Genomic DNA, 16,229 nt, shown 5'->3' on the forward strand with positions numbered 1-16,229 from the left:
CTGACGCTCGGGCCTATGTCTGAACAGGTGAAGCCGCCGCTGGCTGCGAGAAAGACTCGCAACCGGCGGCGGCGTGATGTTACCTAGCGCAACGTCACTTCGGCGCGTTGGTCGACTCGACCTTGACCTTGCCGGAGACGATGTCGGCCTTCAGCGCGTCGACCTCGGACTTGAGACCGGCGTCGACCTTGCTGTCGAACTTGTTGTACGGCGCGAGCGAGACGCCGTTGTTCTCCAGCGTGCCCAGGTAGCCCGGGGTGGCGGCCAGCGGCTGGCCGGTGGCGCCGGAGACGACCGCCTTCTCGACCGCGTCGGTGATGTTCTTGACGACGGTGGTCAGGAAGACGTCGCAGTACTGCGCGGCGCTCTTGCAGCCGTCCTGGTCGACCCAGACGATCGAAACCTTGCCGGCCGAACCCTGCGCGACCTCGGCCGCGCCGAGACCGGTGCCGCCGGCGACCGGCAGGATCACGTCGGCGCCCTGGGCGACGAACGTGTTGGCCAGCGCCTTGCCCTTGGCCGGGCTGGCGAAGTCGTCGGTGAAGCTGCCGGTCTGCTTGGCCTTGTCCCAGCCGAGGACCTGGACGTTCGCCTTCTTCTGCGTGTTGTAGTAGTTCACGCCGTCGACGAAGCCGTCCATGAAGATGGCCACGGTCGGCAGCTTCATGCCGCCGAAGGTCGCGACCTTCTTGCTCTTCGAGTAGCCCGCGGCGAGGTAGCCGGCGAGGAACGCGGCCTCGTCGGTGGCGAACTGCATCGGGTAGACGTTGCTCTGGCCGGCCACGACACCGTCGACGATGCCGAACTGCGAGCTCGTGTTCTCCGAGGCGATCTTCTTGGTGGCGTCGATCATGAGGCCGCCCACGGCGAGCGTGAAGTTGCACTTCTGCGTGACGAAGCCGCGCAGGTTGGGCTCGTAGTCGGCCTCGGCGGAGGACGCCACGTACTTCGGGTCGACGTTGCTGGCCTGGGTCTTCGCGGCCTGCAGGCCGGCCCACGCGGACGCGTTGAACGACTTGTCGTCGATGCCGCCGGTGTCGGTGACCATGCAGGCCTTGTATGCGGCGGCAGCGCTCGATCCGCTGCCGGCGGGGGTCTCGTCAGGGGCGTCACCACAAGCAGCGGCAGCGAGCGTCAGCCCACCTGCCGCGAGAATCGCAAGGATCCGGTTCCCACGTACTGGGCGCAAGACGCCCTCCTTCCAACGCACACCGACACATGTCGGTGAGTCTTCAGAGCGGGAGCGTAGTCGCAGGCCAGAGCGGCCGACCAAGTTTGGGCCGGACTGTTGGCGCACCGTTATCTGCGCGCAATCGCCGGGCACCCTGGTCGTCGCTTGTATCCGATACTGCGGCAATTTCCCGGCCCACCCGGTAACAAGCCCTTAATCTTTCGGCGCAGCCGCCGCGACAGCGGACAACTTGCGGGAAGCCCGCCAGGCCCGGACACCGAGAACGCCGACGACGGTGCCGACCGCCAGCGAAGTGACGATCAACACCGCGTGGACGATCAGGAACGAGGTCGGCCGCCCATCGGCGAACGAGCGGTCGTCCTGCCAGATCGCGAGCCCGAACCGGGGCCAGATCACCCAGGTCCACACCCCGACCGCCGTCAGGAAGACCGCCCATCCGCGCGAGATCACCATGTGCCCACTATCCCAGCGGGCCCGCGCTCAGCTCGCCGCGACCAGCTCCGGTGAGGTCGCCGTCTCCCCCGCGACCGCCACGTCGGCCTGCTTCCCAGCGAGCCCTTTACGTCCGATCAAGATCAAGATCAGACCCCCGAGGCCGTACGCTGTGAGCACCGCGGCCGGGAAGCCCGCGCCGGCCCCGTCGAAGTAGGACATGGAGCGCAGCAGCGACCCACCGGCGCCGATCGGCAGCCACTGACCGACCGCACCCCACGGTTGCGGCAGCAGCTCGGGCGCGGCCGCGATCCCGGAGATCGCGTTGCCGACCAGGAAGAACGTCAGCGCCCCGAGCCCGATGCCGGCCTCCCCGAACAACGCCGCCAGCCCGGCCACCGCAGCCGACATGCCCAGCGCGAACAACCCGAGCGCACCAGCCACCGCGAGATAGTCACCAGGCACGATGCCGAGCCACAGCTGCTGCACGGCGGCCGCTCCGAGCCCAGCCAGCACCCCGTAGGTCAGCAGCCCGGCCACCCGAGCGACCCGGTGCTTGAGCAGAAAGAAGACGAGCACCCCGGCGATCATGCTGGTGATGGCCAGTGGCAGGAAGGCCGCCGTGAAGCCAGTGCCCCGCGGGTCGTCGGCGTCGAGCGGCACGATGTCCTTGACCACGACCCCGGCCGGCTGACCGCTCCCGGCCGGTTGGCCGGCTGCAGCGGGCCCCCCGCTTGCACCCGGCCGGGTGGCCAGGGCGGTCGCGGCCTGGCTGAGCAGGGTGGCCACGGTGGGCGAGGCGCCCGAGGCGATGTGCACCTCCGGGCCGGCCGCGGTGACCAGGATCGCGCCGTACACCTCGCGGTCCTTGATGGCGGCGTCGGCCGCGGCCGCGTCGGCCACGGGGGTGACCTCGAACGCGCCGGGGTGCCCGGCCTCGAGCCGGGCGGCCACCGCGGCCGGGCCGGCCACTGCGATCGGCAGGTCGCGGGGCGCCATGTTGGCCGCGGGCGCGGCGAACAGCGGGACGAGCAGAGCTTGGACGGCGACCACCGCGACCGCGATGAGCACGCCGAGGGTGATGGCGTTGCGTCGCATCTCGTTCTCCTAAAACGAACACTCATTCTATTTGTCTCCTCAGCGTGGTCCCGGACACGAGGTCAAGTCAAGAACGAGCGTTCGTTTTACACTGTGGGACGTGCCACGCGTCTCGGAAGAACACCTCAACGCCCGCCGGCAGCAGATCCTCGACGCCGCCCGCGTCTGCTTCGTCACCAAGGGCCTGCACAACACCTCGATGCAGGACCTCATCAAGGAGGCCGGGCTCTCGGTCGGCGCGGTCTACCGCTACTTCAAGTCCAAGAACGAGATCATCGCGGCCATCGCCGAGACCGTCACCGGAGGCATCCTGCAGCACATCAACGACGTCGCCGAGCGCCGGCTGCCGCTGACCGAATCCATGGCGGCCGTCCTCGACGCGATCGAGGTCCAGTTGGGCCCGGGCGGCCACCTGCCGATCGCGCTCCAGGTGTGGGCCGAGTCCTCGGTCGACCCGGCGATCGCCGCCATCACCCGGGATCGCTACACGACGCTGCGCAAGGCGCTCCAGGTGCTCGTGGAGAACGCGGTGGAGAGCGGCGAGTTGCCCGCCGGCACCGACGTCGAGGCGGTGACCAGCGCGTTCTACTCTTTCGTGCCCGGTTACGCGCTGCAGCGGATGCTGACCGGCAGCCCGGACAAACAGACCTACCTGCGCGGGATCCGGGAGCTGATCAACCGGTAGGGACGGTCAGCCGGGCCGCTATCCGCGACCAGCCCTCGCGCACCTCGGCCTCGGTCGGCGGACGACCGGGCCGGACGCGCCGGGTCTCGTACTCCTCCTGGTCGTGTTCCTCGTCGCCGAGGGGCGCCTCGGCCACCGCACGGGCCAGGGCGATCTCCTCGCGGATGGCCTCGGCGTCGGGCCGGGGCAGCAGCGGCTCCACCACCGCCATCAGGTCCTCGTCGGCCACCACGGCCTGGGCCAGGGCGAGCGCGTGCGCGCGTTCGTACGGCCCGCAGACGACGGGTTCCCAGTCCTCCTCGTCGGCGAGCGCACCGATGGTGATGACCCAGGGAAGGTCGGCCACCGGCGAGCCGGCCGGCAGATCGAGTGTCACGAGAGTGCCCACGGGCACATCATTCCGGGCGGCTGTGCCGAATCCAGGTATTTTGCCCCACGGGAGCACTTTTATCGTCAGCTGAGAGGTCGATGACCCGGCCGTGCGGGCTGGTCGCCGCCCAGGCCGCCCCGAACAGCAGGAGCTGATTGAAAACGTACAGGTAGACCAGCACGCCGACGGCCGAGCCGACCAGGCCGTAGGCCGGGTTCCGCTGCACCAGACCGACGAACGACTTGCCCACGGTGTTGAGCAAGGTCACACCGACGCCGACTTGCACGACCGGCGGCGCCATCCGCCGCACGGTCATCCGTAGCCGCGGCACCGCGGCCAGCAGCGCCGCCGCGAGCAGCATGTTGACCGCCACGGTGAGCATCCAGCTCACGGTGGACTGCACGAAGCCGTCGGCCATCCAGTCGAGCAGCTTCTCGACGCCGTAGACGGCGAGCTGGCTGAGCGCGAGCAGGGCCAGCACCCCGAGCAGCACCAGCAGGTCGAGCGCCTGCCGGACACCGATGTAGCCGGGTTGCTCGTTGAGCCGCCAGATCAGCCGCTGCGACGAGCGGATCGCCTCCACCCAGGCGATGCCGGTGAAGGTCAGGCCGATGATCCCGACGATGCCGACCGTCTTGCCGCTGGCCAGGATCGCCTCCACCTCCAGGAAGGGCAGGTTCTGGCGCAGGAAGTCGCGGACGGCGTCGAACAGCTCCTTGTTGTTGTCCAGGAGGATGCCGAAGATCGAGTAGCCGATCAGCAGCAGCGCGAAGACCGCGAAGAAGCCGTAGTACGCGATGGCGGCGGCCAGCCGGCCGCCCTGCGCCTCCCAGAACCGCAGCAGGGCGCGGCTGAGGTGATCGAAGTACTTCGAGCGCCGGCGCAGCCGCAGGATCTGCATCTCAGCGGTGTCGTACGCCCGATCGATCGGATTCACGCGCTGAAGGTAGCGGAAACTACGAGCCCAGCGGGTAGTCCCGGCGGCGTTTCCACGGCCCTTCACCGCCGTGCGAGAAGAGCGTGAAGGCCGGGACGCCGAACTTCGCCGAGAAGCCGGCGAGATCGTCGAACGCCGCGTCCAGCGCCGCCGGCGGCACGTCCTGGGCGATGGTCACGTGCGGGTGGTACGGGAAACGGGAGTCCCGGTTCACGTCGGCCGACGAGGTGATCGCCGCGGCCAGCAGCTCGCACTCGCTGATGCCGACGGCCAGCGTCACGAAGACCACCTCGGTGATCGGCCGGAACGTCCCGGTGCCGCGCAGGTGGATGGTGAACGGCGGCTGGGCCGCGGCCACCTCGGCCAGGTGCCGCTCGATCGCCGGCAGCGCCTCGGTGCGTACCTCGGTCGGCCCCAGCAGCGTCACGTGGGCCGGGGTGTACGCCGCCTGCGGATCACCCGCCTCGGCGCGGCGACGGGTGAGCTGCTCTCCCCAGGGCTCGGGGATGTCGATCGCTACCCCGATCTTAGTGATGGAGGCAGCCTTCAGTCCGCTCAAGGGCGGCGGCGGGGAGGTTGGATGGGGTTCCGCCACCGGGGGTCAGGCCTCGCGCGCCGGGGCCAGGAAGCCGATGTTCTTGTACGCGTCGGCGAGCGTCACGGAAGCGACCGAGCGGGCCTTCTCGGCCCCGATGGCCAGCACCTTGTCGAGGTAGCCGGGGTCGTCGAGGTAGGCCCGGGTGCGCTCCTGGATCGGCTTGACGAAGTCGACCACGATCTCGGCCAGGTCCTTCTTCAGATCGCCGTAGCCGCGGCCCTCGTACTGCTCGAGCAGCTCGTCTATGGTCCGCGCGGTCAGCGCGGCGTAGATCGTGAGCAGGTTGCTCACGCCCGGCTTGCTCTCCTCGTCGTAGAGGATCTCGCGCCCGGTGTCGGTCACCGCCGACTTGATCTTCTTGGCCGAGCGGGCCGGCTCCTCGAGCAGCTCGATGATGCCGTTCGGCGAGGAGGCCGACTTCGACATCTTCGAGGTCGGGTCCTGCAGGTCGGTGATCTTCGCGGTGTCCTTGACGATGTACGCCGAGGGCACCGTGAAGGTCTTGCCGAAGCGGGTGTTGTACCGCTGGGCCAGGTCCCGCGTGAGCTCGAGGTGCTGCCTCTGGTCCTCGCCCACCGGGACCTGGTCGGCCTGGTAGAGCAGGATGTCGGCCGCCTGCAGGATCGGGTAGGTGAACAGGCCGACGGTGGTGCTGTCGGCGGCCTTGGCCGACTTGTCCTTGAACTGGACCATCCGGCCGGCCTCGCCGAAGCCGGTGATGCAGCTCAGCACCCAGCCGAGCTGGGCGTGCTCGGGCACGTGGGACTGGACGAAGAGCGTGCAGCGCTCCGGGTCGAGCCCGACGGCGAGCAGCTGGGCGGCCGAGATCCGGGTCCTGTTCCGCAGGGCGATCGGGTCGTGGCCCATCGTGATCGCGTGCAGGTCGACGACGCAGTAGTACGCGTCGTGGGTCTCCTGCATCGCCACCCAGTTGCGCACGGCGCCGAGGTAGTTGCCGAGGTGGAACGAGTCGGCGGTCGGCTGAATGCCGGAAAGCACACGCGGGCGGCGGACGACATCGGACATGAGCCCATTGTGTCAGCCGCTTCCGGTCGCCCGCAGACACCCCGTACGGCTCTTCCAACCACCCCGACCGCCGCCCCTGAAAACGCCTGAAGGCCAATCGTCTGATGTTTGAAGGTGTTGACTTTAGTTCGAAAATGGTAGAACGTAAGCTGGACTGAAAAGGCCTCAGCTAAGGGGAACCGCACCGTGAAACTGCTCGTCACCGGGGGCGCCGGCTACGTCGGCAGCATCACCAGCCGGCTGCTGCTCGACGCCGGCCACGAGGTCGTCGTCCTGGACAGTCTGGTCCGGGGCTTCCGCGAGGCGGTCGCGCCGGACGCCGCCTTCGTCCAAGCCGACATCGCCGACGCCGCCCAGGTGCTGACCCCCGAGGCCGGCTTCGACGCGGTGCTGCACTTCGCCGGGCTCATCCAGGCCGGCGAGTCGATGACCAAGCCCGAGGTGTACTGGCACGACAACGTGGTGAAGTCGCTGGCCCTGCTCGACGCCATCCGCGCCGCCCGGGTGCCGCGGGTCATCTTCTCCTCCACCGCCGCCGTCTACGGCAACCCGGTCGAGCTGCCGATCACCGAGAACGCGGCCAAGGCGCCCACCAACACGTACGGCGCCACCAAGCTGGCCTTCGACTACGCGCTCACCTCGGAGACGTTCGCGCACAACCTCGCCGCGGTGTCGCTGCGCTACTTCAATGTCGCGGGAGCCTACATCCACGACGGCCACGAGATCGGCGAGCGTCACGATCCCGAGACCCACCTCATCCCGATCACGCTCCAGGCCGCCGCCGGCAAGCGCGACAAGCTGCAGCTGTTCGGCGACGACTACCCCACGCCCGACGGCACCTGCGTGCGCGACTACATCCACGTGGAGGATCTGGCCCGCGCCCACCTCCTCGCGCTGGACGCCGCCACCCCGGGCGAGCACCGCATCTACAACCTCGGCAACGGCAACGGCTTCTCCAACCGCGAGGTCGTCGAGGTGGCCCGCGAGGTCACCGGGGCCGAGCTGCCGGTCGAGATCGCCCCGCGCCGTGAGGGCGATCCGGCCACCCTGGTCGCCTCCTCGGCCCGCGCCCGCGAGGACCTCGGCTGGGTCCCGCAGAAGAACACGCTGCAGGACATGATCGGCGACGCCTGGACCTTCTACCGCAAGCACGTGGCCCCGTCCAACCACCCCACCGACCGCCCTTAATCGGACTGAAGGCCATGTCTATCGCTAATGACGCCGTCGAGGCGTTCCGCAAGCAGTTCGGCACCGAGCCGGCCGGCCTCTGGGCCGCTCCCGGCCGGGTCAACCTGATCGGCGAGCACACCGACTACAACGAGGGCTTCGTCCTGCCCTTCGCGCTCCCCCAGCGCACGGTGGCCGCGGTCAGCCCGGCCCCGGCCGGCGAGTGGACCGTCTGCTCCACGTTCACCGACGAGGCGGTCAGCTTCGGCCCGACCGAGCCCGGCCAGATCACCGGCTGGGCCGCGTACGTGGCCGGGGTCGTCTGGGCCCTGGCCGACGCCGGCCACGAGGTGCCGGGCGCGAAGATCGCGCTCGCCTCCGAGGTGCCGCTGGGCTCCGGCCTGTCCTCCTCGGCCGCCCTGGAGTCGGCCGTGCTGACCGCGCTGGTCGACCTGGGCGGGCTCGACGTGCCGCTCGACCGCCGGGCGTCGCTCGCCCAGCGGGCCGAGAACGTCTACGTGGGCGCGCCCACCGGCATCATGGACCAGTCGGCCTCGATCCGCTGCCAGGAGGGCAAGGCCCTCTTCCTCGACTGCCGGTCGTACGAGGTCCAGCAGATCCCGTTCGACCTGGCCGCCGAGGGCCTGGCCATCCTGGTCATCAACAGCAACGCCCCGCACCAGCACGTCGACGGCGAGTACGGCGCCCGCCGCAAGTCGTGCGAAGAGGCGGCCGCCATCCTGGGCGTCACCGCCCTGCGCGACGTCGCGGTCGACCAACTCGACGACGCCCTGGCCCGCCTGGACGACGACGTGATGCGCCGCCGGGTGCGCCACATCGTCACCGAGGACCAGCGGGTGCTCGACACGGTCGCGCTGCTGCACGCGGGCCGGGTCCGTGAGATCGGCCCGGTGCTGACCGCCGGCCACGCCTCGATGCGCGACGACTTCGAGATCACCGTGGCCCAGGTCGACGTCGCGGTCGAGGCCGCCCTGGCCGCGGGCGCCCTGGGCGCCCGGATGACCGGTGGCGGCTTCGGCGGCTGCGTCCTCGCCCTCATCGAGGCCGACCGCGCCGCCGCCACCACCGAGGCCGTCGAGGCGGCCTACGCCGAACGGGGCTTCACCGCCCCCACGTGCTGGACCGTCACCGCCGGCCCCGGCGCGACCGCCATCACCGCCTAGGGAACGCTTCAGGTCATGTCCCTGCGGGTATGCGCAGGGACATGACCACACCACGGGAAACAGAGCAGGACGAGCCCAACGAGTTCGGCTTCGCCGGGGACGGCACCGCGCCGGAGCCCGAGCGGAAGCCAGACGAGGGCTTCGGCGAGAGCATCGCCGTGCCGGCCGGCGACCTGACCGGCTCGATCGTCGAGGCGATCGAGGAAGTGGCCGAGGGCGGCCGCCACCGGCACGAGGAAGACAAGAACTCTTAGGGCACCGGCTGGGCCTCCGCGGTCGGCCCCTTGACCACCGGGCGCCCGTCCACCCAGTCGACCCGGTCGAGCCACAGCTGCCGGCCGGGGGCGACGCTGCCCACGGCCCCGTCGGGCCAGGCGTGGTAGAGCATCCAGGTGGCGCCGCCGGGCAGGGTGACGAGGAAGCCGTGACCGGGGCCGGCCGCCGCGGCCGAGGAGCGCAGGATGGGGTTCTCCGCGGCCTTGACGCACGGGCCCAGGGGGCCCTCGCAGGTCGCATAGCCCAGGGCGTACGCGTCGGCGTCGAACGCGTTCGCCGAGTAGAACAGGTAAAGCTTCCCGTCGTGGCGGACCATCTGCGGCGCCTCGATGACGTGGGCCTCCCATTCGGCGTCGTTGCGCAGCAGCCGCTTGGACTCACCCACGATCTTGCGACCGTCCTCGCTCAGCCGCGCGCCGTATAGGTAGGTCGGCTGCCCGATCGCGTTGCCGTCGTTCTTCCAGTAGAGCCAGCGCCCACCGGACTCGTCGAGGTACGGGCTGGCGTCGATCGACCCGCCCTCCTCGGCCTGGCAGACCAGCGGCTCGGCGGCGTCGTCGGTGAACGGGCCGCCGGGCGCGCCGGCCACCGCGACGCCGACACACTGCCGCCCCGTCGCGGTCGAGCGGGCCGTGTAATACAGCAGGTAGGTGCCGCCCGGTCCCTCGATCACCTCGGGCGCCCAGGTGTTGCCCCGCTCGGCCCACTTACCGACCTGCGGCAGCGCGTCCCCCGCCGGGGTCCAGTGCACGAGATCCGTCGAGGTCAGGATCGGGACGTTGCCCGAAGGGCCGTTCGTCCCGTACGCGTGCCAGGTGCCGTCGACGAGCAGCGCCCCCGGATCGGGGAAGTTCTCGCCGAACACAGGATTGGTAAAGGTGTCCACTTTGCCCCCTGAGGAAGAGGTGGCCGTGGCGTCGCAGCCCATGAGCAGCGCCGCCACGGCCACCAACGGGAGAAACCGTCTCACCACCGGTAGAACCGCAGGTAGTCGAACGAAGCGGTGACCGGCGGCTCGGCTCCGCCGTGGGCGATCAGCCCGATCCGCGGCGTGCTGTCCGCGGGCAGCGTCCACACCCCACCCCAGGTCCAGTGCTTGCCGTCGCGACTGACCCCGGCGCGGTACTCGTGCTCGCCGTTCGTGCGGTCGACCCGGTGGGCCAGCCGCAGCCACGTCGTCTCGAGCCCGGGCGTGCCGGCGATCGTGCCGCCGTAGGACAGCGCACCCGCGTACGGCATCTCCTTGCCGAACTCGACCTGCCGGGTGTTCCAGATCGCGACCGCGCTGAGCCGGGCGAAAAGATCATCCGAGCTGTACGCGATGAGCCCGGCCTGCTGATAGTTGCGGACCGTGTCCTCGCCCAGCGGCAGCGTCAGCTTCGTCTCGGCGATCCACGATCCGGCCGGCGGGTCGCGCAGCAGCACCCCGGCGCTGTTGCTCGTGCCGGTCAGATCGGCGCCCTGCACCGGCCAGCGCAGCGCTCCCCCGGTGGTCGTCACGGCCGGGTCGGGCCGCACGAAGTCCCAGCCGGCGCCGAGCGAGTTGAACTCGTTCGAATAGAGCACCCGGCCCGGCGCCGGCGTGACCGCGGTGCCGCTCGGCCCGTCGGACGCCCAAGCGCCCCGGTTGACCGTCGGCCAGCCGCCGATCCAGTCGAGGCGGTCGAGCAGCATCGGCCGCTCGTTGATCCCGAACGGTTCGTCGAGGTACGGGTCCGCGCGGTCGATCGCGTGGTAGACGAACCAGTCCTGCCCGCGCCGATCGGTGACCAGTCCGTTGTGGCCGGTGCCGACCCAGCGGTTGCCGTTCGGCGCGATCACCGGGGTGCCGCCCGCGCGGGACACGTCGAGGCGCAGACCGTCGCGGTCGGTGAACGGGCCGAGCGGGCTGCGCGAACGGCCCACCGAGACCGAGTAGCCGGTCGTCGGGCCCGCGCAGCAGTTGGCCGAGGAGGCGAACAGGTAATACCAGCCATCGCGGCGGACGACGTACGCGCCCTCAAACTTGTTGTCGATGGCGACCTGGGTCGGTGTGCCAGTGATGCGCAGGCCGTCGGCGGTGAGCTCGCTGACCCAGATGCCGCCGAAGTAGCTGCCGTAGTAGAGGTACTTGCGGCCGTCGGGGGTGGTGAGCTGGGCCGGGTCGAAGGTCCACCACCAGCCGCCGCCGGGAGCCGCGCGGGGCGGTACGGCCGGCTCCGGGGCGAAGGTCCACGGGCCGGTCGGCTTGGGCGCGGTAGCCACGCCGATCGCCGACGCGCCCTCGGCCACCGTGGTCTCGGTGACGGTCACGTACATGACCCAGCGGTTGCCGATCTTGCGGACGTCCGGTGCCCAGAAGGCCGCGTTCGAGGCGGCGTAGGGCGGCCTGGCATCGGCGCCGAAAGCGTCACCGACGTAGGTCCATCGCTTGAGGTCGGCCGAGCGGGCCATCGGGATGCGGTGCGGGGTGTGCTCACCCTCACGCAGCGGGTCGGTCGTTCCGTAGGCGTAGTAGAGCCCGTCGTCACCGCGGACGATCACGGGGTCGGCGAAGGTGTCGGCAAAGGAGGCCGAGATCGGATTCCCGCCCGCGGGGCCCGGCTTTCCAGCGGCCTCGGTGCCGGGCTTCGCGGCGGCAGTGCCGGAACCCGCGGTGCCGGGTTTCGCGGCCGCGGTAAGAGCGGGGAGGAGGAGCAGCGCCGCCGCAGCGGCCAGCAGACGTCTCATGATCATCCTTTCAGGCCGGAGCGGGAGACACCCTCGATCACGTAGCGCTGCGCCACCATGAACAGCAGCAGCACCGGAATGCTGGCCACCAGCGCGCCCGCCATGATCACCGGGTAGTTGATCGTGTAGGCGCCCTGCAGGATCGCCAGGCCCGGCGGCAGTGTGAAGACCTCCGGGCTGAACAGCACGTAGATCGGCCAGATGAAGTCGTTCCAGTTGGTCAGGAAACTGATCACCGCCAGCGTGGCCAGCGCCGGCTTGGAGAGCGGCAGCACCACCTTGGTGAAGATCTGCCACGAGTTGGCCCCCTCGATCAGTGCCGCCTCCTCCAGCTCGCGCGGCAGGCTGAGGAAGAACTGCCGCAGGAAGAAGACGCCGAAGGCGCCGGCCGCACCGGGGATGATCAGCGCCCACAACGTGTCCAGCCAGCCGAAGCGGTCGACGATCAGGAAGTTCGGGATGATCAGCACGAAGCTCGGGATGAAGAGCGTCGCGATGATCATGCCGAAGATCAGCCGCTTGCCGCGGAACTCCATCCGGGCCAGGGCATAAGCGGCCATCGACGCGATCGCCAGCACCAGCACGGCCTGTCCGGTGGCAGCCAGCACGCTGTTGAGGAACCAGCGCAGCACCGGCGTCTGGTCGTTGCCCATGAGCGTGTCGAAGGCGCTGGTGGTGGGCTCCTGCGGGAAGACCGTGGGCGGCACCCGGGTCGCCTCGCCGGGCGTCTTGAACGCCGTGAGCACCATCCACACGACGGGCGCGATGAAGATCAGGCTGAGTCCGATGAGGACGGTGTACCAGGCGACCGGCTTGACGCGGCTCATGATGCGTCCTTCTCCCGGAACAGGCGGAACACGATCGCGCTGATCAGCAGCAGGCCCACGGTGAGCAGGTAGCTCATCGCGGCGGCGCTGCCCATCTTGTAGTCGGCCAGGCCGACCTGGGCGATGTACATGATCGCGGTGCGGGTCTCGGTGCCCGGTGCTCCCTGCGTGATCAGGTAGGACTGGCCGAACATGTTGGCCGAGACGAGGATCGTGTTGACGGTGACGAACAGCAGCACCGGGCGCAGACCGGGCAGCGTCACGTGGCGGAACTCGGCCCACTTGCCGCCGCCGTCGATGCGCGCCGCCTCGTACAGCTCCCGGGGAATGTCCTGCAGGCCGGCCAGGTAGATCACGGCGTTGAAGCCGAGCGTCCACCAGACCGTCACGCCCACGAGCGTGACCCAGCCCCAGGGCAGCGCCGTGGTCCACGGCGTGTCACCCGGCAGCCCGATCGCGTCGAGGATGGCGTTGACCGCGCCCAGGTTCGGATCGAGCAGGAAACGCCAGAGCACGCCGATCACGGCCACACCCAGGACGTACGGGGCGAAGTAGACCGCGCGGAAGAAGGTCCGGCCCGGGAAGCGGCGATTGAGCAGCAACGCGATCAGCAGCGGGATGGTCAGCAGGAGCGGCACGCTGAGGACCGTGAAGATCCCGGTGGCCGACATGCTCTCCCAGAAGAAGCTGAAGACGGCCGAGTTCGAGTCGAACAGCGCCTGGTAGTTGTCGAGCCCCACGAACGGCTTGCCGGGCAGCAGGTAGTCCCAGTCGTGCAGGCTGATCCAGAGGCCGTACACCGCCGGCGCCAGCACGAAGGTCGCGAAGACCACGAAATACGGCAGGACGAAGAGGTACGGAGTGAGCGCGCCGGTGCGCCGGGCCGGGCCCCCGGCGCGCGTCTCCGTCTTCGCCTGCTCTCGGAGAGCCAGGTCAGCTGCCATACTTCTTCGCGTTCTGCTCGAGGAGCTGGTTGGCCTTGGCGGCGCCGTCGGACAGCGCCTTGGCCGGCTCCTTGCGGCCGAGGACGGCCTCGTTGATCGCGGTGACCACGGTCGCCATCGCGTCCGCGATGCCCGGCTTCGGGGGCAGGAAGTGCAGGTAATCGATCTGCGAACCGATCGCCGACTGCTCCGGCAGCGCCTTGAACTCGGCGCCGTTGCGGATCTCGGCCCGGGCCGGCACCTGGCCGCCCTTGGCCCACTCGATCGAGTGCTGGCTGATCCAGTTGATGAAGACCTTGCCCGCGGTCAGCTTGTTGTCGTCCTTGGCCTTCTGCTTGAACTGCACGAACTGGTGTGAGCCGGCCCAGGCCGCCTTCTGCGTCCCGATCTGCGGCAGCGGCGCCACACCCCACTGGAGGTTCTTGTCCTCCTTGAGCGTGTTGATCGTCCAGATGCCGTTCCAGTTGAACGCGTTCTTGCCGTTGCGGAAGGCCACCAGGTCGGCGTCCTGGGCGACGTTCTTGGGGCTCCAGCCGTTCTTGACGTGGTCGGTCATCCAGGTCAGCGCCTGCACACCGGGCTGCTCGGCGTAGAGCGCCTTGGTCGCCTGGTCGTCGAAGAGGTTGCCACCGAACTGCCACAGCAGGGACTGGAACTGCATGCTGCCGGTGAACTCGAACGGGGTGACCCAGTCGCCCTGGATGCCCTTGGCCTTCATCTGCTCCAGGGCGGCCTTGTACTCCTCGTCGGTGGTCGGCGGCTTCGACGGGTCGAGGCCGGCCTTCTCCATGACGGTCTTGTTGTAGAAGAAGCCGAGCGGGTGCACGTCGAGCGGGATCGAGTAGCGGGTGTTGTTGTAGACGCCCGCGTTCCACACCGGCGGCGAGAAGTCCTCGGCCTTGAAGTTCAGCGCCTTGGCCAGGTCCTCCAGCGGCAGGATGACACCGCGGGCGGCGTTGGTGGCCACGTTGTCGACGTGCATGATGCCGACGTCGGGCCCGTTGCCGGTGGCGACCGCGGCCGGCACCTTCTGGTAGTAGTCGGCCCACTGGTAGGTGTTCATCGAGACCTTGATGTTCGGGTGCTCGGTGTTGAACTGGTCGACCAGCTTCTTCATGAACGGGCCGTCACCGCCGGTGAAGCCGTTCCAGAAGGCCAGGGCGACGTTGGGGCCGGTGTAGGCGGTCGCGGCGGGGGCGGCGTTCTGCCCGCCGCCGGTCACCTTCTCGTTCGGTCCGCTGTCGCCGCACGCGCCCAGGAGCAGGGCTCCGCCGGCGCCGGCGCCGAGGCCGAGCAGGCCCCGGCGGGAGAATTGAAGGTTCATCTATGACTCCTCGGGAGTAAGGCACAGGGCGTGCCAGGAGACGGGCGGGAGGACGATCTCGGCCGAACCGGTGAGGGCTTGCTCGCCGGTGGCCGTCAGGTGCTTGGTCAGGCGGTGCCGCGGGAAGGCCCGCACATCGAGGGTCAGCGGCACCGGCTCGGTGCCACGGTTGACGGCGAAGACGGTGAGGGCGCCGGTCTCCTCGTCGTGGGTGGCCACGGCGTCGACGGCCGGCACGTCGCCGAAGCGCCCGCCGCTCATCGAGGGCGCGGTCAGTGAGGGGCGCAGCACCGTGCCGCGGGCCAGCCGGGCCGTGTGCGCGAACGGGTGGAAGATGCTCTGCCGCCAGGCCCGGCCGCCCGGCTCGGTCCGGATCGGGGCGATCACATTGACCAGCTGCGCCTGGCAGCCGACGGCGAGCCGGTCGGCGTGGCGCAGCATGCTGATCAGCAGGTTGCCCACGACCATGGCGTCGGTGTCGTCGTAGTCGTCCTCGATCAGCGCCGGCAGCTCCTCGATGGCCCGGTCCTCGGGCTCGGTGAAGCGGGACTGGTACCAGACGTTCCACTCGTCGAGCGAGAGCTTGATCCGCTTGGTCTTGCGGAGCTTGGCCCGGACGAAGTCGGCCGTGGCCACGACGTCGTCGATGAACCCGTCGAGATCCACGGCGGAGGCCCGGAAGCTGGCCTCGTCGTATTTCTCGGGGTCGTAGTAGGTGTGCAGCGAGACGTACTCGACCTGGTCGTACGCCTCCTCCAGGACCGTCGCCTCCCAGGCCCCGAACGTCGGCATGCCCGAGTTGGAGCTGCCACAGGCGACCAGCTCGATGCTCGGGTCGACCCGCTTCATGGCGTGCCCGGCCCGGGCCGCGAGCCGGCCGTACTCCCGGGCGGTGAGGCTGCCGATCTGCCACGGACCGTCCATCTCGTTGCCCAGGCACCACAGCTTCACGTCGTGCGGCCGGGCCACGCCGTGCTTGCGGCGCAGGTCGGCGGCGGCCGTGCCGTCCGGCAGGTTGCAGTACTCGACCAGCTCGGCCGCGGCCTCGACGCCGCGGGTGCCGAGGTTGACCGCCATCATCGGCTCGACGCCGGCCAGGCCGGCCCAGCGCATGAACTCGTTCAGCCCGAAGGCGTTGCTCTCCAGGGCCCGCCAGGCCAGGTCGAGCCGGCGGGGCCGGTCGCCGCGCGGGCCGACGCCGTCCTCCCAGCGGTAGTTGGAGACGAAGTTGCCACCCGGGTAGCGGACGGTGCTGACGCCGAGCTCGCGGACCAGCTCGAGCACGTCGCCGCGCAGGCCGTCGTCGTCGGCGGTGGGATGACCGGGTTCGAAGATGCCGGTGTAGACGCAGCGGCCCATGTGCTCCACGAAGGAGCCGAAGAGCCGCCGGTCGACCGGGGCGATCGCGAAGGCGGGATCGAGAGTGAGGTGCGCCACTGCCATGCCTAGGTTTTACAACG

At 69.7% G+C, this 16,229-nt stretch carries 17 protein-coding genes; 4 read left to right on the top strand and 13 right to left on the bottom strand.

Going from position 1 to position 16,229, the window contains the following annotated elements; genetic code table 11:
* Nucleotides 1-94 precede the first annotated feature (94 nt).
* The 3 genes from AB0J66_RS10115 to AB0J66_RS10125 all read right to left on the bottom strand — a co-directional run bounded on the left by AB0J66_RS10115 (nucleotide 95) and on the right by AB0J66_RS10125 (nucleotide 2,722).
* Nucleotides 95-1,189, bottom strand: a complete 1,095-nt coding sequence (locus tag AB0J66_RS10115) for a BMP family ABC transporter substrate-binding protein (protein WP_364658082.1) — start codon at nucleotides 1,187-1,189, stop codon at nucleotides 95-97.
* Nucleotides 1,190-1,384: 195 nt separating this feature from the next.
* Complete coding sequence (locus AB0J66_RS10120) at nucleotides 1,385-1,645, bottom strand: hypothetical protein (RefSeq protein ID WP_364658085.1); 261 nt, start codon at nucleotides 1,643-1,645, stop codon at nucleotides 1,385-1,387.
* Nucleotides 1,646-1,672: 27 nt separating this feature from the next.
* The gene (locus AB0J66_RS10125) at nucleotides 1,673-2,722 is read right to left on the bottom strand and encodes a hypothetical protein (RefSeq protein WP_364658088.1); all 1,050 of its coding nucleotides are present in this window, start codon (nucleotides 2,720-2,722) and stop codon (nucleotides 1,673-1,675) included.
* A 100-nt stretch (nucleotides 2,723-2,822) separates the two neighbouring features.
* On the opposite strand from AB0J66_RS10125, the gene AB0J66_RS10130 reads away from it, so the two are divergent.
* The gene (locus tag AB0J66_RS10130; RefSeq protein WP_364658091.1) at nucleotides 2,823-3,407 is read left to right on the top strand and encodes a TetR/AcrR family transcriptional regulator; all 585 of its coding nucleotides are present in this window, start codon (nucleotides 2,823-2,825) and stop codon (nucleotides 3,405-3,407) included.
* Here the strand turns inward: AB0J66_RS10130 and AB0J66_RS10135 are convergent.
* Genes AB0J66_RS10135 through trpS form a run of 4 tightly spaced genes read right to left on the bottom strand, consistent with a single transcriptional unit; the run spans nucleotide 3,397 to nucleotide 6,338 of the window.
* Nucleotides 3,397-3,795 (bottom strand): hypothetical protein, encoded by a 399-nt coding sequence (locus AB0J66_RS10135; RefSeq protein ID WP_364658094.1) that lies wholly within the window; start codon nucleotides 3,793-3,795, stop codon nucleotides 3,397-3,399. The genes AB0J66_RS10130 and AB0J66_RS10135 overlap by 11 nt on opposite strands.
* 7 nt (nucleotides 3,796-3,802) lie before the next feature.
* Nucleotides 3,803-4,714 (bottom strand): YhjD/YihY/BrkB family envelope integrity protein, encoded by a 912-nt coding sequence (locus tag AB0J66_RS10140; RefSeq protein ID WP_364658098.1) that lies wholly within the window; start codon nucleotides 4,712-4,714, stop codon nucleotides 3,803-3,805.
* A 19-nt stretch (nucleotides 4,715-4,733) separates the two neighbouring features.
* Nucleotides 4,734-5,264 carry a 2'-5' RNA ligase family protein gene (locus tag AB0J66_RS10145; protein ID WP_364658684.1) on the bottom strand — a complete coding sequence of 177 codons (531 nt, stop codon included), beginning with the start codon at nucleotides 5,262-5,264 and terminating at the stop codon, nucleotides 4,734-4,736.
* Nucleotides 5,265-5,315: 51 nt separating this feature from the next.
* Nucleotides 5,316-6,338, bottom strand: coding sequence for a tryptophan--tRNA ligase (trpS, locus tag AB0J66_RS10150; RefSeq protein WP_364658101.1), 1,023 nt, complete (start codon nucleotides 6,336-6,338; stop codon nucleotides 5,316-5,318).
* Nucleotides 6,339-6,524: 186 nt separating this feature from the next.
* Here trpS and galE point away from each other — a divergent pair, with 186 nt between their 5' ends.
* From galE to AB0J66_RS10165, 3 genes are read left to right on the top strand one after another with little or no spacing between them, the layout of a single operon-like run.
* On the top strand, nucleotides 6,525-7,526 hold the full coding sequence (gene galE, locus AB0J66_RS10155) for a UDP-glucose 4-epimerase GalE (RefSeq protein ID WP_364658104.1): 1,002 nt from the start codon (nucleotides 6,525-6,527) through the stop codon (nucleotides 7,524-7,526).
* A gap of 14 nt (nucleotides 7,527-7,540) precedes the next feature.
* Entirely contained in the window at nucleotides 7,541-8,689 is a 1,149-nt protein-coding gene (gene galK, locus AB0J66_RS10160) for a galactokinase (protein ID WP_364658107.1), read from the top strand.
* Nucleotides 8,690-8,730: 41 nt separating this feature from the next.
* A complete protein-coding gene (locus AB0J66_RS10165) occupies nucleotides 8,731-8,943 on the top strand; it encodes a hypothetical protein (RefSeq protein ID WP_364658110.1) in 213 nt (70 codons plus the stop codon).
* Here the strand turns inward: AB0J66_RS10165 and AB0J66_RS10170 are convergent.
* The 6 genes from AB0J66_RS10170 to AB0J66_RS10195 are packed head-to-tail and all read right to left on the bottom strand — an operon-like array spanning nucleotide 8,940 to nucleotide 16,212.
* Nucleotides 8,940-9,935 (bottom strand): glycoside hydrolase family 43 protein, encoded by a 996-nt coding sequence (locus AB0J66_RS10170; RefSeq protein WP_364658113.1) that lies wholly within the window; start codon nucleotides 9,933-9,935, stop codon nucleotides 8,940-8,942. The two genes, AB0J66_RS10165 and AB0J66_RS10170, sit on opposite strands and share 4 nt — an antisense overlap.
* Nucleotides 9,932-11,674, bottom strand: coding sequence for a family 43 glycosylhydrolase (locus AB0J66_RS10175; protein WP_364658115.1), 1,743 nt, complete (start codon nucleotides 11,672-11,674; stop codon nucleotides 9,932-9,934). Before AB0J66_RS10175 ends, AB0J66_RS10170 begins: the two co-directional genes overlap by 4 nt.
* Before the next feature lie 2 nt (nucleotides 11,675-11,676).
* Nucleotides 11,677-12,501 carry a carbohydrate ABC transporter permease gene (locus tag AB0J66_RS10180; protein ID WP_364658118.1) on the bottom strand — a complete coding sequence of 275 codons (825 nt, stop codon included), beginning with the start codon at nucleotides 12,499-12,501 and terminating at the stop codon, nucleotides 11,677-11,679.
* Nucleotides 12,498-13,445 carry a sugar ABC transporter permease gene (locus AB0J66_RS10185; RefSeq protein WP_364658120.1) on the bottom strand — a complete coding sequence of 316 codons (948 nt, stop codon included), beginning with the start codon at nucleotides 13,443-13,445 and terminating at the stop codon, nucleotides 12,498-12,500. Before AB0J66_RS10185 ends, AB0J66_RS10180 begins: the two co-directional genes overlap by 4 nt.
* Nucleotides 13,435-14,769, bottom strand: a complete 1,335-nt coding sequence (locus tag AB0J66_RS10190; RefSeq protein ID WP_364658123.1) for an ABC transporter substrate-binding protein — start codon at nucleotides 14,767-14,769, stop codon at nucleotides 13,435-13,437. Before AB0J66_RS10190 ends, AB0J66_RS10185 begins: the two co-directional genes overlap by 11 nt.
* Complete coding sequence (locus AB0J66_RS10195) at nucleotides 14,770-16,212, bottom strand: alpha-N-arabinofuranosidase (protein WP_364658126.1); 1,443 nt, start codon at nucleotides 16,210-16,212, stop codon at nucleotides 14,770-14,772.
* Nucleotides 16,213-16,229 lie beyond the last annotated feature (17 nt).

The sequence above is a fragment of the Actinoplanes sp. NPDC049598 genome, from assembly GCF_040675435.1.
Taxonomy (GTDB): Bacteria; Actinomycetota; Actinomycetes; order Mycobacteriales; family Micromonosporaceae; genus Actinoplanes.